The sequence below is a fragment of the Enterovibrio sp. FF113 genome, assembly GCF_041439165.1.
Classification (GTDB): domain Bacteria; phylum Pseudomonadota; class Gammaproteobacteria; order Enterobacterales; family Vibrionaceae; genus Enterovibrio; species Enterovibrio norvegicus_A.
The window spans coordinates 134,025-154,489 of sequence record NZ_JBGONO010000002.1; the positions used below are offsets into that span (position 1 = coordinate 134,025).

The window sequence follows — 20,465 nt, forward strand, 5'->3', positions numbered from 1 at the left end:
ATGTACTCCTTACTCAAATCTGCTGATTAAATGCGTTCTGAGGGGCAGGAAATTCAGCATGATTTATCACTGAACTGGTCGTGATGTTGCCAACGAATGGCCCCTGCATATTGTTGAAATCAAACGACGGTAAAAAACGGGTATTGGCTTTGACCTGATTGCCCATGACCACCGCACGGAAACCACGAAGTACGACGGTGGCATGTTGCCCAATTTCATCCGGCACAAAGCCCACATGTTCAACATAATTGTTGTTGAAGAACACGCGTTCAAAACGAATATGGAAGTTATCTATCAAGGAATTGGAGAGAATTTCCACCACCGTGTCAGCCCCTCGACCCAAAAATTTGTTATTGCTGATCTGCGCGGAATAACCAATGCGCAGTGCCGTTGCACCCAAAGGGAAGGCAATTTCGATCAACCCTTGCATCAGCAGCGCCCTGTCTTCCAATGTCCGCTCTCGCGTTAACAAATCGGAATAAGACACCAGATTGCTTTCGATGCGCGCTTCCAGCACGAAAAGTGCGCCAATTCCCACGGTGCGAGCGGGATTGACCTTTTCATCTTTGCTCACGCCCGTGTTCAAAACCTCGTTAGATTCCACATGACATTCGCCAAGCTGAAAGATGCACGCAATGGACGACGCCAGCACGTTCTTACCTTCTGCACCGACATAATTGAGCCGATTACCAATAATGGCGGCACGCGCCAAACACAGCGCGACGAAAATCCCACCGTTGCGGCAATTGCTGATTTGGTTGTTGGCGATATCCACCCTGACACAGCGCTCGCAAAGTACCGCCGCGCCGCCATCCACAATGTGGTTATTCTGCACTTGAATGTCTTCACTTTGGCTGGCAAATACGCCGATGGTGCAGCCCGATAGGGTGTTGTCGTCCACATTGACCACGGTGCATTCCGAGAGAGACACAGCAAGTTCGTCACCGGAATCTCCTGCAAAATCATTGTTTTTGATCCGCAGCCCTGCGACCTGCTCTGCCACAATGTTGCCGGTACAACCTTGAATCCAATTCTGCGCAACGGTGATCCCGCCGGTGAACATTTCATCGTCACCCCCTAACAAAATGGCAATCTGAGATTCAATCTGTTCTTTGGTTTGTATGCGATTACGTTCAATTAACGCACCCAATCCACGCACCATGATGCCGGTACTGTCTTCAGCGGCGAGCATGATCAGGTTTTCTGACACGACGCCAAACGCACAGGCACTTTCTATCGCGACAGCTTCTTGATTGCTTTGCAATCGTCCCAACACGATTCGGTTTCCCATCACTGTGCTGTAGGACGCTGTAGAGAACGAGCGACCCAGTGGCTGGTTATTGATCACCACGCCGCGCACATAGCCTTGAATATCATTGCCGAGCACCTGTACTCGTCCCGTTAGACGTGCAACGCCTACGCCGACGATACCGCTTTCCTGCCCTCCTTTGTCGACATGGGCGTTGATTTGGTTGTTTTCAATCACCAGATCTTCGCCGCCATCGTCCATCCAAACACCAATTTGTGTACCTGACAGTGAACATTGCGCCACGCGGACGCGCTCGCAATCAAATAGACCAATGGCAGGGTTATCGGTTGGCACGGCACTCTCTCGAGTCGAGATCACTCGACAATCTTCAATCAAGCTGTCTTGCACGTGACGAAACACCATCACGCCTTGCGGCTTTTCAGTGCCTAAACCCGTTAAAACAGAAATCATGGTGACATGAATGCCCGACAAGGTTTCTTCTTGTTCGCCGCTGACAAGCAACGCGGCATCATTGCCAAGGTGACGAATTTGCGCACCATGAGATTCACCGTGCAAGGTGACATTGGGATAACGAATACGAAGCGGACGACGGATGACATGCACGCCCACTTTTAAGCAGACACAGCCCCCAAATTCTGGCGACAAGCTATCTAATGCGGTTTGAATATCTTCGCCGGGACGCACCACCACGGTACAACAGCCCGTCACACCTATTGGATCACGGCAATCTTGAAAAACCGGGACGACAAACTCACCATTTAACGCATCGATCACCGCTAAGCGGCAGCGATGATGATGAAAAGCTTGTGGCGGCGCATTGGTCAGTGTTTCAACTGAACTGTCGGCATAGCGGGTGACAAAACTCCAATTATCACCAATATGGTATGCCCCTGCATCGCCGGACAAGGCCACTTCGACCCCATCTTCGAGTGCGATAAACACACCTTCAGGGACGGCAATTAAACCGTCACTGGCTGGTGCATCAAGATTGGTGATTTCATTGCCATCGGTATCGAGTACCACACCAAACTGGTCCCAACGACGAAGAATAGGATGAAGGGTTTGGTTAGCCGCTGTCGAGGCGGGAACCAATACGATTTCCCCTGCTGCGAGCGGATTTACCAACACCACGGTATTGGCAGCATCATTGACTGAAAGAATACGCAACATGGTGCCAGGCAGGCCTTCCAACACGCGCACATCGTCGGTAATTTCAGCCCAATCGCCTGCACTGAAGCGCAGGTAATCGTCTTTGGCGACTTGCTCAAGGGTCAGGGTGTTGTTGGCAGGTTGCGCCAATATTCGTCCAGCGAATGCGCCGTTTACCCGCGACCATTTCATCAAGGGCAAACCCGCTTCATTCACATCATGAACCGCCACCATGTAGGTGCGATTTTCTAGCCCTCGATAACCGCCCTCTGGCGGCAGCAAGCAAGGGTCGTTGACCGCAGATGCGGGATTGGCACGGGAGGATAATCGCCCTGAAGATGGCGCAATAAACGCGTCCCAACCTTCAATGTCTTCATCGTCGGTATTACACGTTACGCCTTCACCGACAGGACCAAACAATCGCACTTGCCATACGGTTTGCATGCGGGCGCTGGTATCGACGCCAATCGCCGGATCAACTAAATCGGGGGCTTCCAAAAACGTGACCGGACGTTTCCACACATCGAGATAGGCCAGATACCGTCCGTCTTCAGGCTGTATTCCCGGATCGGCGCTAGTCAGCATCGGTCGATAAGGCTGATCATCAAAGGGGATCGGCACCTCACTGTGCAGTTCTTCAAGGGGCAATGAAAAGTGATGCTCATCGTCGCCAAAGTTCTCAGCTAACAAGCCATCGACATAATATCGACCTGGATGAATCAGCAAACTGCCTGCAACCACATCCAATCGAAAGCTGTCTGGAAGATGCGCGGGATAGCCACAGAAGCCTGCTAAATCGATAGTTTCAGCACGAAAGCGGCGATCTATCATGGCCGCCGCTTCATTCAGCGGCGTGTCGGAGACCACCCTGCCTTGCATCGACACCAATTCGGCGTAATTGTGGCGTGGGTCAAAGGTCTTTCCTGAAATATCTACAGCCATGGAACTCTCCTTCAAGTCACATAGATCAAACCAGCATCGAGCCCGATGGGTAAGAATTCATTGAGACGAAACAGCAGCGCATCATGCCGCTGCGGCTGATAAAGATGGTGATACACACCCATTTCGCTACCACTGTCTGCACCACGTAATATCTCGGTTGGCGCAGAAAGCAGTAACTGCCCGTAAGCGGGGTCGCCATAACGGGTAGAGGTAAACGCAGGCACGACACGCGCCCGAACACCATGAAGAATATGTTCGCGTTCGGCATCAGTGAGCGAGGGGTTGCGCGCTTCGGCTTTTTCGATAGCGTTTGACCCTGCGAACTGCGGCTGACAACGATGCTGACGCGGTACACGAGAAAAGGGAGGGATATAAGAAAAACGGGCGCATCCGGTTTGTCGTTGTAATGCCCAAACCGGTGATGTCCACGCATCCCCTTCGCCCAGTGCGGCGTCGAGAATGGAATTTGATATCAGTGGAAAAGACCGCGCAGCTATTTTGCCAATGACCGTGGTTTCGCACAGAGTCAGCACACCGCCATGACTGATTTCATCAAGGGCTGAAAAGGCGACATGGTTATGTGAAGTGGCATCGACAATGCTGTCTTTCACCGACACTGACGCCCCTTCTACCGTGCGAATTGCACCGACGATGCTGTTTTCAATTTCCACGGTAACATTGGGGATTTCAACCACCAGCGACGCTGCATTGGGCAGCATCGGCTGTCGGTTTATCGACAACGCGTGTCCAGGCACTAAGGTGACGTTTCGCAGCACTAAGCGGCGTAATTGATTATCGCCGTTATCAGGCACCACCAGCCTTCCACCAAACACCACCAACCCATCAATGATCACTTCGGATTCCACGCCACCGACCACGGTAAAATCATCACCTTCAAGATCGATAAATACGCGGTGTCCGTCTGCGGCGCGCAGCGACACCGTTTGATCAATATTCACGGCCACGTCAGGCGAAACGGCAAAACGATGCGACACGCCAATTTCAACCACACCGCCGGATTCCACATTGCCCAGTGCGGCTTGAATATCGCCGCCCGCGCCGACACTGTGCACGTTAGCGGAATGGCTAATAAAGCCTTCACTGCGAGAATACGCCCCGCCTCCAATATCAGCGCTTGCGCCATAGTGGAATGTCACTTCCACGGTTTCTGGCTCAACCATGCTGGCAGGAAACGACAAGCGCCCAAGTTCGGGGTCGACCGAGATTCTGTCTACGGGCGAATGCGCCCAATCTGCGCCGTCATCACTGAGGTTACAGATCTGCAATTGATTGGCGGTTTGCATAATGCCATCAACTACCACAGTGAACGTATGAGGATAAAAACCGTCGAGCCGATTTGCTGCGATGCTTCGGCGCAACAGCGGCACAGGCAGATTTTCCTCGCGAGCTAAATGGTTAATATCAGGCTCAGTCTGAGGCTCATTAAACAGCGGAGCATTGAACCCCATCGGCTGGAACAGATATCGTCGCGCTGCCAACCGAAACGCAGGCGTTAACGATTGACGGTAATGACGCAATCGCCACAAGAATATGCCGACATGTTGAAAATGATGTTTCCCTTCACCTTGGCTGATCCGCCCTGTCGCCATCGTGTAGCTGGCGGTATCAAATGGCGTGTTGATAGCTTCACACTTCGCACTGTCTCTGACATTCAAGGTGTAATGATTATCAGGACGCGGCGCGGCAAGATGTTCTGGGCGCGCCAGCAGTTGGAAGAACTCCACCACTTTGGCAGGCCAGCGCGTGGTATCAGATGCTAATTGTTCCAGCGCTAACGCCACACCGCGGCGTCGGGTTAAGCGAATTTGATTAGCTGCTGCTGCGCGTTGACTCACACCGGGAATATTTGGCCCGTAGCGATAACCCACCAACTCGCCAATGTAAGGCGCAGCCCACTCATCACAGGTTTCAATAAACTGGTTATCATAAAGGCGATCAGCATCGTTTTTCACGATCGCCGCTTGCTCGGCGAGAATTTCCATTAAGGCTTTGAGGGGAAATCCCTGTGCTTCATCGCGTTTACGATAAACCTCTGGCAAGAGTTGATAGAGCGCGTCAGGTGACAAGCTGTTCATACGCTAACCTCCAGATAATCGAGCGGCCCAGGATGCAAGCTCAGCACTGATGCGCCCAGCACTTCGGCATCAACGCCGCTACCCATCACCTCGGCGTTCGCTGCCGCGAGACCATCGTGGCGTGTAGGGATCTCGCCCGTGTATAAACGTTCAATCACCACCGCGTCGATTCCCGCCACATCGTGCAACAGCGCAATAATTTCACTGGCAAAAACAGGCTGACCAAAACGGCGAGCGTCAAACGACAATGCCGCACGTAATACAGCTTCGGCACTCACACTCACTTCATCGGGAAGATAATCAGGATGGACTTGAAGACGCACACCAAGCTTAAAAAAGCGCTGGCGATAACTTCGCAAAATAAAGCGTGCAAACGGGTCGCCGGCTGCGGTCAACGCTTCCGTTAAGCTGCTATGCAACGCACTGCCCTCTGGCACTTGCGCCCCGTCTTCTGCTGCTACAGTGACCACCACTTGTGGCCCACCAGAGAGATGCAACCACTGCGCACTGGCTTTGGCAATGCCGCCATAACCTTGGGAGAAGTCTGCGTAATCCGTTAAAGAAACCACGCGTCCCAAGGTGCGACAGGACAAAGGTGCGCTGAGTTTTATCGCATCACGCCCTTCGGGATCCGCACCGCCGTCAGCATCGAGCAAATTATTAACCGCCTGTACACCAAGCGGCTGCGACATCAATAAATTGAGTTGCCCGGCTTTTACTCGCCCCATCAAACCATGGGTTTTACGATAGCTGGCGCGAATGTTTTGCTGACCTTTACCCGGCATCGCGCCTTTCACGCCATCGCCAAAGGTGACGTGACTGTAACCTTGTTCATCAACACGCATCGAATACACGCGATCAGCGGGTTGTGTGTTCAAAAAGTTCGCCACGGGATGCCACAGGATTTGGTTAACTCGAATTTCTAACGTGGGTTTCACGCCCGTTGGCGTCGCCGCGGGCACAAAGGTTTGTGGCGCTTGGCGGGTAGTAAAAGAAGCATGGGGCAAGGCCGCGCCATCACCCAAGACTTCCACCACCGATTCACCTTGAGTGGCTTGTGCAACATTGGCAGCAATACGCAGGCTTTGCGGGAAGTAAGCCGCGCCTAAGGGTTCAGTCAGAGTGACTGATGTGCCCGTACCCGCCGTGAGTTCATGGTTAACGGACTGCACAATGCGCGTGGCAATGACAGGCATCGCGCCTGATCCTTCAGCCAGTCCGTTGAGAATCACTTTGCGCCCTTCTTCTAGGCCGGGGAACCAGCCATTAAGCTGAACGGAAACCGTGTCAGCATCCAAGGGGGCAGTGATCGGCGGGTCTGCCAAGGTTAACAACTCACTGGCACCAAATATCGTAGTCTGTCTAATAGAGAACTCGCCAAAATCCTCGTTTCGATCCAACGCCAAGCGGCTACTTTTTCCGGTGACGGCAAAAAATGAAGCCGCGACCTCGGCAGTGTCTGTGACCTGATAACGCGCCCATGTGTCTCCATCTCGAATAACAACCTCACTGTCATTGGCGATTTCTGCTATCTGCCGTTCAAGGTAAACATGATTAGCGCCGTCTCTCATCAAAGATAATGTCCCTGCATCGGCCCATGTTGCAGCAGTCTTGTCAGCGTATGGACCCGGTTCAAGGCTTTCTACCACCACATCGCTGCCGTCCACACTGTAAACTGGCACCATGCCCGTCAACGAATGATGAAGGCTGCTCAGGGGCGGTGCGGCGTGACCAAAAATAGCGGCTGACGCACGAAAAACCAGCACGGTTTTGTTGCTCTGGCTCGCCGCTTCCAAAGGGGCGAAAAAGGCTTTTTCTGACAACTCAGCATCCGCCAATACCGTGACCAGCTCTGAGGTGCCAAGGGTGTGATCAAGCTTTTCTGCCAACGCACCAGACACCGTGGCGGAAAAGCTGCTTGACGCAGAAAATCCCAGACCCGAACCAGGTTCAGAAATCGGCTCCGTGCCGATTGGCGATACCGTCACCCATGTCAGATCTTTCGCGTCCGGGTCTTGGGCGATATTCGCCAACACCGGATCGACAGCATTCACCACAGCAAAAACTGGCGTGCCGTCGTCGGCGATAAAATAGACCCCATCTCCCGCTTTCAGCTTGGTATTGGTGCCCCAAAACGGCAGTTGCGTCGTCGAGGTCGTTAACGGATGGGGAGCCGTCAGTTTTGGACGAATGGCATTCCATTCCGCGCGAGCCAAGAGATCATCAAGGGTTTCATAAATAACGGGCGTTTCATCCTGCCCCGGCGTGCTTTGTATTTTGGTGCCTGCTGGGACAGTAATACGCTCAGGAATGCCTGCGCCCGCGGCAATGTTAAACGACAGATCGGCACTGGCTGCCGCGCCGGGATGGGGAATGTAATCAATCAATAGCGCCATTTCATGCAGCGATTGGGGCAGTTGCGCGGTGCGCACATAGGCTTCGTTCAGCCACATTTCATTGTAGAAAGTCAGCACGTCACAACTGGCTGCCCAAGCCTCTAACAACGCCAGAGTAAAATCTTCCCCTTCTCGTGTGGTTAATGTACCGAGTGCGCCGTATTGCGATGAAGAAAGCCTCGCCACCATGCTTTGATAGAAATCTTGGTGGCTACCTGCACGAAAACGAATCCGAGGTAAGCCCGCTGTGTTATCAGGCGCTTGCGGCGTCAGTACGCGAGTGCCATTACACGCGCCACAATGTGACTGTTCTTGTGAACGAGCATTTAACAGAGAATCGACCATGTCAGCGCCCTCCTTCTAAGTCGAGCAAAAACACACCGTTGCCAGGATGGCTGGCGTCGTTGTCTACTCGCGCAATTTCGGTGCGACCGAACAGGAGTTTTCGCCCTGTCAGCCCACTGGTTCGCGGGTCGCCAAAACGACGAAAACGGGTCGCTTTGGCGGCGATCACCCCTTCTACGTTTTGTGCTGCCGCTAACATGGGCGACAGGTGCAAGATTTGTCCGGCGCGGAACTGATCGGGATGAAGTAGCCCCAGTGCACCATTGGCTTGTCGCTGCGGAGAAAAAATCGTCAATAAGCGCTGGCGAACATGAGATTTAGACGCATTGGGCGCGACACAAACATGCAGCGTAATTTCCAGCGGCACATAAACGGGCGTGGACACGGCGACATCATGGGCGGCAAGTCGGAATGTTTCGTAATGACCGCGTAACTGCGTGCGCTGATCTTCGGTGACACCAATACGCCCTTTTGGGTCGGGCAATGCAAACGTGGTGATCCAACTGCCCGTGTGCACATAGGCACAACTCACGTCTTGCACCCATTCCACGCGGCGTCCAAGGGTCTGATAATCTTCTCGAGTGACGGCTCGCTCTTGCGTTTTGAACAAGAACGGTGCGCGCTTACGAATGGCGGCATTGGTTTCTCGGTTTCGCCCTCCTGCGCCCGCCGTGATGTTTCTCACTTCAATCACTTCAGGCAGGTTTATCGCTAAGTGATGCAGCTTATCAGGCCCAATATGTCCCGACGTGCCCAAGCCCACGCGATAACGGGCGCTAAATGCGGTGCCGGAAAGTGGACGACGGCCAAACTGGTTATCACCAAACCGCAGTGAGGCACTGTTGTCGCGTTCAATTTCAGCGGTGAACACACGCGCGCTGGCATCACTGGCTAACAAATCTGCGACTGGCTGATAAGGCAGCACTTCAACACCATCATCACCATCGAGTTCAATACAAGGATACGTCGCGTTCGGCTCAGGGGTGCGCAACGCATCTGAGGCCGGTACGCCTGACGCATAATTTGGTGCAAAGGTCAGTGGTGATTGAGCGAGTTTGGGTCGAAATGCAGGCATGATCATTTCTGCCTGTTCTTGATCGCATTGACTATCGGCGCAAGTCACGCCGTGATTCTGACCTGATTCAAAGCCTTTGCCCGCCGCCCAACTGAGCCATGGTGACGGCACTTGGCCGAGATTTTCGTCATCCTGTGTGTGCCCGTGATCGACGAGTACCACATTGCCACGAACGACACTGACAGGCTCAATGTATCGCCTTCCTTCTTCCATCGAGGTTTCTGACGATATGCAGACGGGGAAACGCAAGGCATCACGATCATGCCACACGATTTCGGTGATCAAATCGCCCGTAATGGGGTCAGTCAGCGGCGCGTTAGCGACGTCAAATGCGCGTACCTCTGTCAACAGCACGACTTGGCGATGATTTAAAAATCGGTCGGCTTGATTGCCTGTTTTCGCGCCAGTGATTTCCTCCATCGCGACATACAGGCCTTGGCTGAGATTTGGCAGATGCCCTGCCAACGTCGCGCTCGTTGACCCTTTGGCGAGATGGCACCGGGCGTTACTCCACGTATGAAATTCCATTTCATTGTGTGCGGCAAACAAGGCTGGCACGTCGTGACAGGTTTCGTACACCGCGGCGCTTTGAGCCAGTAACGCATTGTTTCTAGCAAAGGTGATCGGCTGTTCGCTCAGCCTTGTACACACTGCTGCACCTTGTGGGATCACCGCTGTGCTTGGCGCAATGGGCAGCACATCAGCCGACACGGCAAAGTGACAAAAACATCGCGCGTTGCAGCCTTCATCCACGGAATAATCCAACAATCGTGTTAACCGCTTCAGTGAAATACGCGAACGCGCACGGTTGAGATACGCTTCGGTTTGGGCTGCATCTTGTTGATAAGCCAACTGATCGGCGGTGTACGCGAGAATATCGACAATGGCGGTAGAAAGGTCGGCAGGATGCCCAGTGGCAAAAGCGGGAGCAACAATGGCCATGCGATCGAGCATCATGCGGCGAAACGACAGATAATCACGCGCGGTGTAATCTATTTCTGTCTCTGGTTCAGGCGGCGCTTCGCACTCGCAATCACTCACACAATCAAACGCTGTCGGACATTCTACTTTGAACGAAAATGTAATGGATGCCAGAAAGGGGTCTATCTCGGGCGGCGGCGCAGGGTTTAACGTGCTGGTGACAATATTGAGCATATAGGGGCCGAAATCGCCCGGTTGTGCGAGTTCAATCACGACCACGTTTTGCTGTCCGTCCAGCCCCATGGTGACTGCGACTATCTCAACGGCGGCGTCGCCTTCAATGCGAATATTGTCTTCTGTATACACCACCGCGCCGGGGTCGTTGACAAGGTGAAGATGCAAAAAACGCTGACGATCAGCGGGATTCACCGCCTCCAAGTCCAATACTTCTACGAAGTCGATACCGTTGAATGCACTGTTGCGTACTGCTTCTCTGCGTCGTTGGTCACAGCAAAAATAAATCATGCGGCAGACTCCCTCACAAATTGGGCTTGCTGGGGATCACCCGATGGCAGCACTAAATAGGACACGTCGATAAACATGGCACCTTGATCAAATAGCACAGAGACATCCGTCACTTCGATGTCATCTTGCATCCAGCTTTGTAGCGAAGTGGCAATCAATGTGCGGGTATCTTCTATCAAAGCATCACTGACTCCCGCAAACAGCAGACGGTTTAAGCCACAGCCAAAAGTTGGCATCATCACCCGCTCTCCTGGCTCAGTGAATAACACCTGCTCAATGCGATCGCGAATGAGGTCAAAGCGGAGCGTTGTCGCTGTCCGCCCTTGAGTATCAATGCGATAGGGGAAATCTGGATAATTCATCTTTCCTCCGCGAAATTAAGACGTTAATAAGTTAAGCCGTTAATAAGTCGGAAATTAACTCGCAATCACACGTACTTGCGCCACAGTTGGCAGCAAGGGTGTCCCTGTTGGCGCGCAGACAGATTGGCCAGTTAGCAGCACAAAAGGCTGCCCCATCGACACCACACGCACCGAACCCGATAAAAATTGCCCTGTTATACAAGGTCCATTGCCCGCTGTCGGGGGTGGCATGGCGCACCCTGCCACGACATAAGGAGACGTCAGCAATACGGTGGCCGCGCCCGAAACCACGACTCGCGGATTCGGCACTGTCGGTGTCGCTTGACCCCCATGGGAGCACATGACTGTCGCACCAACATGTAACAAGGGCCCGGGCATGGCTGTCTCCTTCGTTTCGCGCTTACGGTGTGGTTGAGCGTTTAATCACTAAGCATTAAGCGCTAAGTAATGGTGAGCGCACCGGTATTAATATCTACCGTCGGCCCGACCAAGCTAATTTGTGCACCTTTCCCGTTGGTGATGAATATTCCTGCGTCAGTCACCGACAAGGTGACGCCGGTGGCGGTCTGCAAGGTAATACCCCCCAACCCCATAGGCCCGCCTGCATCGCAAATCACGATGCCGTTCTTCGCCATGGTTTGCAGCGTAATGGCGGAGATCGGCGCGGGTGCGGTTTTTGCCAACGTCGGCACATCTGCCGCAGAGCCTGCAAAGCACCCTGTCCAAATCGGATGGTCGACTTCGCCCTGTTCAAACTCAATCCAGACACCCGCGCCAATGGGCGGCACAGCAAAGATGCCGGCGTTCAAACCCAACACGGGTAAACACGGCATGCACCAGCTGCCGGGTGGCATGCCTGTCACATCGGAAACGGTGGCTAGGATTCGCCCTTGCTGAGATAAATCGACGTTGTTCACCACCACGCCGCGATATTTCCCGTAAAACTTTTCGCTCATACTGGCACCCTACTGACGGTTGAAAGCAGCCCATCTCGGCTCAGTTCAAATTGCTGTTTGAGTTGGCCTTCGCTCATGGTCGTGGTGACGGATTCCACGTAATGCAGTCCATTAAACGCATGACCTGCGCCGCGCACTGACACCAATTTTCTTGCTTCCAATAAGGAGCCATACGCCAAAACATCAAGCGAACCCGACATTTTCACCGCCCTAACGGCAGACCTTGCCGCTTTGGCTAACCCCACCAGCGCGGCTTGAACGGGCGAGTATTTGGCCGTGCCTGTGATCGGTGCTGTGCGAAGGGGGATTGGGCGCAACACGCCAAGTGGCGGGTTAAGGGGATTAACATCAGGAACGGGCAACGTCAGCGGTACCTTGGTCTGCGGATTTTGAATCGTGATCGTAGGCATCACCGCACTTTGGGTATCAACACTGCCTGAAAGGGATTCCACGTTTCGATGTGCATCTAAGTCGTCATTAATCGGGCGTTGAACCTTGCCAATGCGAATGTCAGGCCCCCAATAGGCGGTTGAAACACCCACTTGAGACGTGGGCTCGATGTAGAACACGTAGCCGACACGCTCCGCCAACGACAAGATGTAATTCAGATCAGTGCCTTGATGAGACGGAATACGTTCTGTGGGGATAGGCACATCAATCAACACAGACGGGATGACTTTTGGTATCAGCCCCAAAAACGCGTATTTCGCCAGAACCAGATTAATGCGGGCAAAATCCGGCATGGCGGGATAACGCATAAAACTGAAATCGATGTAATCGAGCACACGGCTGAGATCTTCTCCCGTCAGCGTGAGCCGAGACACACCGGGTGCACTGCCGGGGCTAACGCGATGATCGGTGACGACACCGTCAATAAGCACGGATTTTTGACCGAACATATCTATCGCGATCACGGTGCGTACTAAGGGGATGGGATTGTTGGCTGACAGCAGAAATACCGTATGAAGCGGTGAGTTATTGTCAATCTCGAACACCAGTTGAAACCCTGATTTACCTTCCGTCACTGAACGCACTTCGCAAGAGACAAAGGCGTTAATCACCACTTTTGATACGGGTACAGGGGCAACAGGGCCAATGTAGAGACTCATCACCACCTCTGACATTACTGCTCTCCTTCATCGCCATGTAGAGCAATTCTGCGCCCGACGATGGTCAATAATTCGCTCGGATTCTGCACCAAGTTGGCATCGGCGATTCGCCACCAAAGGGTTGGGTCGGCGTAATACGCCGCACCGAGTAAATCCAGCCGGTCTCCTTCTCTGATCGTCATGCTTTGCACGTTTTCAATGGACGCAGGCTGCGGCAGGAATCGGCGACTGACAAACACACGCTCTGTGCCACGATCATCCATCATCACATTCAACGGCGCACCGGCATAACGGCTGCTGGACGCAAAGTCCGCCGTTTCTTCCGTGTTGCTGAGTAAATAGTGCGTGAGATCAGTCATCAATGATTCCTTATTGGCGTCCGTTTTGTGGTGTTCCGGTTGCTGCTTTTTGCAATCAGCAGCTGGCTAACAGGACTTAGCTATTTGTGACAGGTTTAATGACCCGCCCCGCCTGCGTTTCTAGCCCAGTGAGGTAATGCAAAAACAGTGACGAAGCGGGATGATCAAAGCCAAGATCGTCGACCGTCAACACTTGTAAACTCAAGTTGGCTTTCGCGCTTAATGGATTAAGCCGCGCGCTGAAAAACTCTTCTGTCAGAGCCAAGCTTTTGACTTTCACTGGTACGCGGCGATACGCGCCCCAACTAAACAAGGGCAATGGCTGAACCATCGGAATAATGGTCAGCTTTCCTTCTCGGGCTCGCGCATCGTTTTGCAGCAGTTGCCGCTTCGTCGGCGAAATCAAGCTTCTCAACGCGGCGATGTAATGGCCAATGCCATAAGTCACCGCATCCTCATCGCCCCGCTCGAGCGCATCAGTGGCATCGAGAATGGCCTCAAAACTGATCGATTCGGTTGGAGGCCCATTGAGTCGCATCTGCTCTGTACGAGTTTGCGACCCTGCCTGCGATTTCACTTCAAACTGCGTACTGAGCGTGGAAGGATTGATCAGCAATGGAATCGCATTTACGGGCTCGCCACTTTGCGGATCGAGCAACACAATGCCGGCTTTAACGTAGTTCGGCTGACTCGATAACATTTATCGCCCCTTTACGCTGTGTTTGTGGCTAGTCAGTTGATGCATCAATGCATCAGTGGCCCTCACTATCGCCTTCTCTTTGGCCACCAACTGTTGCTCAGTGCTGAACGACTCCATCACTGGCCATTGCGTCGACACGGCGGTAGACATCGCGCGATAGACATCGGCATAACCCGCGTCGCTGCTGATTTCAATGTGCCGGAAGTGCACGTTAAGTTGTGTCATTTCGTTCTCCCTTATGGCACCGCTAAGTTGCCGGGTATCGTCCACCATAGCGGCGGCGCCAGCGACGGGATCATGCGAACGCCGCGATAAATCAAATAACCAAGTCCTACAGCCGCGGCTCCAACAAGTACGGGTTTTACAGCGGGGCGAAGATCCGGCATTTCCGGCACTTGCCACGGTTCAGATTGGGGTTCTACTGGCCTCGGCGTGGGTTGTGGTTGAGGCGCTGGCGTTGGATGCGGCACCAACCTCGGTGCTGTTCGCGGAAGTAACACGGGAACAGGTAATCTGACGCGAATTCTGACTCGACGAGGAGCGCGTCTTCGGCGCGTGTTTCGACAGCGATAGTAGTAAACGCCGTTGGAAGTCGCCCCACCCGTTGGTGGCCACACATCTATGTTCTGCAGGGGATTGCCAACGAATGGCATGGTAGGAAAAGCGTATGACCACATACTTGTCGCTGGACCAATAATCCTCTGGTAATTAGCAATATCACGATTAAGTTGCGCTTCGGCGTCAGCCTGACGACCATTGAGCCAAGAGGCGGGCTTAATTTCTCCAACTTCATCCAAAAACGGCCCCTGACTGTATTGCTTGACCATATCTGGGCGCGTTGAGCCCGGGATTTGGAACCCGGGATGACCACCACCGAGACAAGGCGTTGACGGTGAAATGGCTTGATGAATAACACCACAAAATCCGCCAATCTGACGGTGAGCGACGATGCCAATTTGCCCCATGGTCATCGCGGGTACATGACACCCCGCCACAACCGCCCTTTGGATGAGGGGCATGCTATTTCTTGGTGTCACTCCATCCAGTCGCTTGGCTTGTGGGATCGGTGCAGCCTTTGGTGTTGGGGTCGGCGTTGGTGTGCCATTATTACCGAATGATTCTATGGCAGACTCTGGGATTAAATAGAGTTTGTTTTTGTGATCTTCCAAAGACTGCAAATCTGCAAACAGACTCTCGACTTCTGGCTCCTCCATCATCTCGCCCAAGAAATCGAGATCATGAGTCGGGTCATCCATTCCTACAGCCTTTGCAGATGACGCCGCTCCCATGCGTTGCGCCCATTTACCGACAGAACCTTTAGGTGATGAAATCTGAAACCGCTTACCTGCAGCGAACGCTTCGCCGCCTCGATCCGCTTCTTGCTCGTAGGTATCCCCTTCGCCATGAAGTTTTGAGAACGCCAAACCTCGTCGCTGCTGAACAACATGGGTGAGTTCATGGCCTATGAGTGAGAGACCCTGTTGCGAATCGGGGTTGTAAAAGCCTGAGCCAAAGTAAACATCTGACCCTGCGGTAAAGGCTTTTGCTTGAAGTTGACGGGCGTAACGCTGGGCAACACCTCCGGTATAAAGCTTGGCTTCCGGAAACTCTGCGCCGAATGTCTTTTCTGCTCGCTGACGTAACGCTTCAGGCAAATGCCCGTCTGGCTGTTGCGAGTTGGTGCTCATCGGTGGCTTTGTCATGCTCACACCTGAACCCGCGAACGCAGCGCTAGACTGAGCTGACATAGGCGCTTTCGCCCCACACGCTGAGCAAGGTGCGCCTTGTGTCGCGGTGTTACCACAACTGCATTTACGTTGCAGAACTGGCGATTGCCTCGACATCTGAAAGGGTGCTGGCGCAGGCTGATCTTTTACGGCATGCAGGCTTGGGTTGGCGAATTCATTCATATTCTAGGTCCCCCGCTTTAATCGGTCGATCTAGCTTTTGTAACTCGGCCGCCGCCGCTTCCATTAGCCATTGCATGGAAACACAATCGCCGTGTTGAGCAGCTAAGAACGCGCCATTCAAAGCGACATTGTGAATACTCCCGCCCGTTAAATTGAGCCTAGAAAGACGAGTGGGATTCACATCGGCTGAGAGCGGTGTTTCAGGCGGGAATGCAGTAAACCAAATGCGTTCGCGCTCTAATGGCCCGGGGAAGGGGAAATCGACGACAAAGCGTAGTCGACGCAGAAACGCTTTATCGACGGAGGATTTCAAATTGGTCGCAAGAATGGCTAAACCTCGATAAGTTTCAATACGTTGCAACAAGTCATCAATGCCGATATTGGCAAAGCGATCGTTACTGTTTTTCACTTCGCTGCGCTTGCCAAACAAGGCATCGGCTTCATCAAAAAACAGAATCGCTCCGCATTGTTCGGCCGCTTGAAACAACTCGCGCATTTTCTTTTCTGTATCACCGATGTATTTACTGATCACGCTGGATAAATCAATGCGGTACAAATCCAAGCCAAGTTCATTAGCAATCGCTTCAGCGGCCATGGTTTTGCCTGTGCCACTGTCACCACAAAACATGGCGCTGATCCCCATGCCGCGACTCATACGATGACGAAAACCCCATTGCTGATAAACTCGGCTGCGAAGCCCAACTTGTGCGGTGAGCTGATCCAGCATTTTGGTCTGTGCTGGCGGCAACACCAGCGTTTGCCAACTGGCTTTACAGTCGATACGCTGCGCCAATTTCGCGAGTGATGATGCAGCGCGTTGCTGACAACATGTCCAAAGCGCTTTTTCAAATCGAGGGTCAGAATGAAGGAGTGACTCTCCGCCGCCGGATTCAGCAATCAAGGTCATTTGGTTGATGTCTTGCTGACTGAGCGAAAACTGCTCCGACAATCGTGCCGGTAAACTTTCATTTGCCCCTTGAATAGCGTTTCGCCACAAACCTTCTTGCTCTTCCACCGTCGGCCTTTCAACCAAAAGCGGAAAGCTGTTGGGTGTCACACCCATGGGCATGACGCCCGCATCAATCATCACCAGCCCGCCGACACGGCCAACAAACTGCTGCAACTGTCTGAGACGCGCTGGGTCGTCAGCCCCTTCAATGAGCAACAGCAATGGCATTAACCCTGCTTCGCGTTGCCATAACCTTGCCAGCGCATCCAAATCATTGGGCTGAGTTGGCAAACTGGTGGCATGAAGGATTTGAACCGTCGCACCAAGTTGGTGTGCAAGGGCTGCAGCCATCAAGGTTTTACTGGGTTTGTCCTCACCAAAAAACTCAATCACCACTTGCTGGCGATGAGATTGATGCGGGTGCGATTGATGCAGGTTGAGTTGATGCTGATGGGATTGCTGTATGTAGGTGAGTGCAGATTGCAACCCGCGTGATTGAGAATAAGAAAGCGACGCATCACTGGCGACCGCGGGCATCGGCTCAAGCATCACCGCCAAGCGCTCGTCAAGGTAGTTGATACCACGTAAGAAATTGAGGATACGTTCATCGACAACCAGCGTGGCATCGCCATTTCCTATCGGCTGCCATTCCAAAAGTAACCAATAGCGCAGCGGACTATGAGGGGAAAAACTGCCCCAATCACAATCATGAGAAACTGAAAATGCCAGTGTTGCTGTTGGGTGAGAACGTCTTGAATTCTCTGTCACCATGGCGCATTTTGCAGCAACACGACCATCAAATGACATCGCTAGAACCAAAGCCAGTACGGCTTGATCGCCCTCATTCAAGTCGAACTGCTGCACTAACACGTTAAAGGCGGTAGGAGGATCACAGACGAAGCCTTTATTGATATCCGCTAACGTACAGTGCCCTGACTCTTCATTTCGCACCGCATCGAACGACACAAGTACCCATTCGATGAGTCGAGATATATGTGCCTGATTGGTCGCCTGCCATTGAGAAAACAGATCAACCGCGGGTCCACTACCTGACGGATTATTTCCAAATTCTGCGCGTTGTTCTTGCGCTGAGGTATTAACACGGAAGGTATCAGTCATGCTGGCACCTCTACTCTTTGCGTGGGATCATAAATGGGCGCGCGTGTTGTGAAATCCGGCGCGATGGGCGGCCTGTCTTTGAGGATGAACCAACTGTCTGCGCCATCTACCCGCAATCTCGCGGGGTAGATGCCTGCAGCCAAAGGCCCAAAGTGAAAGACCAGTGTGCTCGTAATCACGGACACCGACTCAGCCTGAGCGCCTTCGCTGCCTAACCAAAGTGTTGCTTGTTGACCGGGGTGTACATTGGGTGACACCCCGACGGTGACGATGACGGCTTGGCCATTTCGTACAACGCTATTTGGTGGCAGCGCCAATACAGGCGCGATTTGTGCTGTCAGTTCATTGGATTGTTGTGTTGCCCCATTGACATCTACGGCATAAGAGATTGAATAGATACCTGATGCCCAGTTGGCGGGGACGTTTGGCAGCGTTAAAGACTGCCCTTGCGCGGAGCCGCCAGCATTGGCAGCCACCGTGTGTTCTATGTCGAGTGAGAGATGAGAAAGCGTGAAACGTGGATTAGCGCCATCAAGTGCACGGCCTTCAACATCCAGAATATCGCCCAGCCTTGCACTTGCTTGGTGTGCAGGCGAAATAACACGGGTGAGTTGAGGCAAGGACGATAACAGGTGAGGAAATACCGTAGGACCGAGATCATCTTCGCCAATGGTCAGCACGGGGAGCGGATTTCGTGTGCCATATTCCGCTTCGATCAATACCGTGGAAACGCGATAGGCCATCGAGGGTCGATATTGACTTTGCAGAGCGCTCCAAAGGCCGGATTTTTCCGCCATTGGCATTTGATGTGGCGCAATACGAAGCGCTTCTGCTTGATCAGCAAGTCCGGTGTCAGCCAACGCTTGCAAAAGTGGCGGTAAGCCCGCGGCAATGGCTGGCGAAGGGTTCAATGCGGTTTGGATTTCTGTTCGCGTAAATCCAGGGTGTTCGTGCAGTATTTGCATCGCATAACCGAGCAATACATCGCCATGCAGATCTGCCGTGCCATAAGCACACACCAGATAATAAAGGTCGAGCGGTAATGGCGTGTTGTTGACTCGATTCCCCTCTGGATTACGTGTTGGCAGACACTGATTCGCCCACGCTGCGTTCACCTCTGTGTGATAGAGAAAAACATTTAGCGCAGGGGCATTGTTGTCTTCTTGTGCCAGCATTTGATCCGGTGCCAATGCGTGAACAGGCACATTAGTGTTCACCACCGCCGCCACATCGTGATCCACCAGCCCATCATTGAGCAGATCGCGCAACAATTGGGTGACGCCTGCGATGGCAAGTGCACTACTCATCGTTCACCGTCCTGACGCTGACGTAAATAGTCAGACAATGTGAGATCGGGCTTCCAAGTGGTTGTTTGACGCTGCGCTTGCGATGGGGTTTGAGAATCCGCTTTGCTAGCAATGATCGACACTTGATCAATCGTCAAATTTACCGTAATGGGTTGCGGGGAATCGGCACGATGTCGGTTGGTGACACTGCGCAGTGCAGGCTTGTCTGTTCTTGCATGACGAGGCGATTCATCACGATTCGGAAGATCATGAGCTGCAGGCTCTGCGCGAAGGCGCTGTTCTGCTAAAAGATGTAAATTCGACGCTATCCTCTGTTCATCTTGTTTGTTATTCGGTATATGCCTTTCAACTGAGGCATGTTCAATTACGGGTTGCTCACTTGGCGATTGATTCGCATCCGTCTCACCCAAAATGGATGCCGCCACTTGTTGCGTGAAATCATGTCGTGTTCGAGTTGGAGTCGACGGTGTATTTAGCGGTGCATGAATAGGTGTATTCGATGAAGACGGATTGGTGGAGACCGGATGATTAAAAGCATCACTCACATCAGTATTGTTCGCTTGGCCTTTCGTCTTTGAAATACGAGAAGGATGAGAACCAACCTGTGTTTTCTCGATGTTAATGGTCACATCGTGATTACCCGTAACTTCATCTTGTCTGCTTGGAGCACGCTGTGATGCTGTTTGATTGGGCGATTCTTCAAGGTGAGTTTCCAACAACGAATTAGTGACAGTGTCACCTTCCATTCCATCACTCACCGTATTTAAATCATCGACCAAGGGTTCTGACTGAACACGATCTTGACTGACATTCGACGCAGAAGCCGACACTGACCGCGTCGCACCAGCATAGTAAGAGTTCACCACCGGTTTCAGCGTCTGAAAGCCATCAATGTTTCGGCGAATGTAATGTCCTAATTGGCGACTCATACACGTATCCTTTGGATAAGATGAGGTAACAGCCTGATCTTAGTAA

At 52.7% G+C, this 20,465-nt stretch carries 15 protein-coding genes; all 15 read right to left on the reverse strand.

Features of this window, described 5'->3' with window-relative positions; all coding sequences use genetic code 11:
* Positions 1-13: 13 nt before the first annotated feature.
* The 15 genes from ACED36_RS02375 to ACED36_RS02445 all read right to left on the reverse strand — a co-directional run bounded on the left by ACED36_RS02375 (position 14) and on the right by ACED36_RS02445 (position 20,419).
* On the reverse strand, positions 14-3,361 hold the full coding sequence (locus tag ACED36_RS02375) for a DUF6519 domain-containing protein (protein ID WP_371732709.1): 3,348 nt from the start codon (positions 3,359-3,361) through the stop codon (positions 14-16).
* Positions 3,362-3,372: 11 nt separating this feature from the next.
* Positions 3,373-5,457, reverse strand: coding sequence for a hypothetical protein (locus ACED36_RS02380; protein WP_371732710.1), 2,085 nt, complete (start codon positions 5,455-5,457; stop codon positions 3,373-3,375).
* Positions 5,454-8,198, reverse strand: a complete 2,745-nt coding sequence (locus ACED36_RS02385) for a hypothetical protein (RefSeq protein WP_371732711.1) — start codon at positions 8,196-8,198, stop codon at positions 5,454-5,456. Before ACED36_RS02385 ends, ACED36_RS02380 begins: the two co-directional genes overlap by 4 nt.
* A 1-nt stretch (position 8,199) precedes the next feature.
* Positions 8,200-10,719: a baseplate J/gp47 family protein gene (locus ACED36_RS02390; protein ID WP_371732712.1), complete on the reverse strand. Its 2,520-nt coding sequence runs from the start codon at positions 10,717-10,719 to the stop codon at positions 8,200-8,202.
* Positions 10,716-11,081, reverse strand: a complete 366-nt coding sequence (locus ACED36_RS02395) for a GPW/gp25 family protein (RefSeq protein ID WP_016958817.1) — start codon at positions 11,079-11,081, stop codon at positions 10,716-10,718. Before ACED36_RS02395 ends, ACED36_RS02390 begins: the two co-directional genes overlap by 4 nt.
* Before the next feature lie 54 nt (positions 11,082-11,135).
* Positions 11,136-11,459 carry a hypothetical protein gene (locus ACED36_RS02400; RefSeq protein ID WP_016958818.1) on the reverse strand — a complete coding sequence of 108 codons (324 nt, stop codon included), beginning with the start codon at positions 11,457-11,459 and terminating at the stop codon, positions 11,136-11,138.
* 62 nt (positions 11,460-11,521) lie between these two features.
* Positions 11,522-12,037 (reverse strand): phage baseplate assembly protein V, encoded by a 516-nt coding sequence (locus tag ACED36_RS02405; RefSeq protein ID WP_017003639.1) that lies wholly within the window; start codon positions 12,035-12,037, stop codon positions 11,522-11,524.
* A complete protein-coding gene (locus ACED36_RS02410; protein ID WP_016958820.1) occupies positions 12,034-13,161 on the reverse strand; it encodes a hypothetical protein in 1,128 nt (375 codons plus the stop codon). The genes ACED36_RS02405 and ACED36_RS02410 overlap by 4 nt, the downstream gene beginning before the upstream one ends.
* Positions 13,161-13,505: a LysM domain-containing protein gene (locus ACED36_RS02415; protein WP_371732713.1), complete on the reverse strand. Its 345-nt coding sequence runs from the start codon at positions 13,503-13,505 to the stop codon at positions 13,161-13,163. The genes ACED36_RS02410 and ACED36_RS02415 overlap by 1 nt, the downstream gene beginning before the upstream one ends.
* 76 nt (positions 13,506-13,581) lie before the next feature.
* Positions 13,582-14,205: a hypothetical protein gene (locus ACED36_RS02420; protein ID WP_017005648.1), complete on the reverse strand. Its 624-nt coding sequence runs from the start codon at positions 14,203-14,205 to the stop codon at positions 13,582-13,584.
* Positions 14,206-14,430 (reverse strand): hypothetical protein, encoded by a 225-nt coding sequence (locus ACED36_RS02425; RefSeq protein WP_016958823.1) that lies wholly within the window; start codon positions 14,428-14,430, stop codon positions 14,206-14,208.
* Between the two features lie 11 nt (positions 14,431-14,441).
* Positions 14,442-16,115: a DUF4157 domain-containing protein gene (locus ACED36_RS02430; RefSeq protein WP_371732714.1), complete on the reverse strand. Its 1,674-nt coding sequence runs from the start codon at positions 16,113-16,115 to the stop codon at positions 14,442-14,444.
* On the reverse strand, positions 16,108-18,183 hold the full coding sequence (locus ACED36_RS02435) for an ATP-binding protein (protein ID WP_371732715.1): 2,076 nt from the start codon (positions 18,181-18,183) through the stop codon (positions 16,108-16,110). Before ACED36_RS02435 ends, ACED36_RS02430 begins: the two co-directional genes overlap by 8 nt.
* Positions 18,180-19,490, reverse strand: coding sequence for a DUF4255 domain-containing protein (locus ACED36_RS02440; RefSeq protein WP_017003647.1), 1,311 nt, complete (start codon positions 19,488-19,490; stop codon positions 18,180-18,182). The genes ACED36_RS02435 and ACED36_RS02440 overlap by 4 nt, the downstream gene beginning before the upstream one ends.
* A complete protein-coding gene (locus ACED36_RS02445; RefSeq protein WP_371732716.1) occupies positions 19,487-20,419 on the reverse strand; it encodes a hypothetical protein in 933 nt (310 codons plus the stop codon). The genes ACED36_RS02440 and ACED36_RS02445 overlap by 4 nt, the downstream gene beginning before the upstream one ends.
* Positions 20,420-20,465: the final 46 nt, after the last annotated feature.

Excerpts from the sequence above, each read along its gene's own strand:
- ACED36_RS02375 (WP_371732709.1), bottom strand. The coding sequence starts at position 3,361 with ATGGCTGTAGATATTTCAGGAAAGACCTTTGACCCACGCCACAATTAC.
- ACED36_RS02445 (WP_371732716.1), bottom strand. The coding sequence starts at position 20,419 with ATGAGTCGCCAATTAGGACATTACATTCGCCGAAACATTGATGGCTTT.
- ACED36_RS02410 (WP_016958820.1), bottom strand. The coding sequence starts at position 13,161 with ATGTCAGAGGTGGTGATGAGTCTCTACATTGGCCCTGTTGCCCCTGTA.
- ACED36_RS02435 (WP_371732715.1), bottom strand. The coding sequence starts at position 18,183 with ATGACTGATACCTTCCGTGTTAATACCTCAGCGCAAGAACAACGCGCA.
- ACED36_RS02405 (WP_017003639.1), bottom strand. The coding sequence starts at position 12,037 with ATGAGCGAAAAGTTTTACGGGAAATATCGCGGCGTGGTGGTGAACAAC.
- ACED36_RS02440 (WP_017003647.1), bottom strand. The coding sequence starts at position 19,490 with ATGAGTAGTGCACTTGCCATCGCAGGCGTCACCCAATTGTTGCGCGAT.
- ACED36_RS02380 (WP_371732710.1), bottom strand. The coding sequence starts at position 5,457 with ATGAACAGCTTGTCACCTGACGCGCTCTATCAACTCTTGCCAGAGGTT.
- ACED36_RS02385 (WP_371732711.1), bottom strand. The coding sequence starts at position 8,198 with ATGGTCGATTCTCTGTTAAATGCTCGTTCACAAGAACAGTCACATTGT.
- ACED36_RS02430 (WP_371732714.1), bottom strand. The coding sequence starts at position 16,115 with ATGAATGAATTCGCCAACCCAAGCCTGCATGCCGTAAAAGATCAGCCT.
- ACED36_RS02395 (WP_016958817.1), bottom strand. The coding sequence starts at position 11,081 with ATGAATTATCCAGATTTCCCCTATCGCATTGATACTCAAGGGCGGACA.
- ACED36_RS02400 (WP_016958818.1), bottom strand. The coding sequence starts at position 11,459 with ATGCCCGGGCCCTTGTTACATGTTGGTGCGACAGTCATGTGCTCCCAT.
- ACED36_RS02415 (WP_371732713.1), bottom strand. The coding sequence starts at position 13,505 with ATGACTGATCTCACGCACTATTTACTCAGCAACACGGAAGAAACGGCG.
- ACED36_RS02425 (WP_016958823.1), bottom strand. The coding sequence starts at position 14,430 with ATGACACAACTTAACGTGCACTTCCGGCACATTGAAATCAGCAGCGAC.
- ACED36_RS02390 (WP_371732712.1), bottom strand. The coding sequence starts at position 10,719 with ATGATTTATTTTTGCTGTGACCAACGACGCAGAGAAGCAGTACGCAAC.
- ACED36_RS02420 (WP_017005648.1), bottom strand. The coding sequence starts at position 14,205 with ATGTTATCGAGTCAGCCGAACTACGTTAAAGCCGGCATTGTGTTGCTC.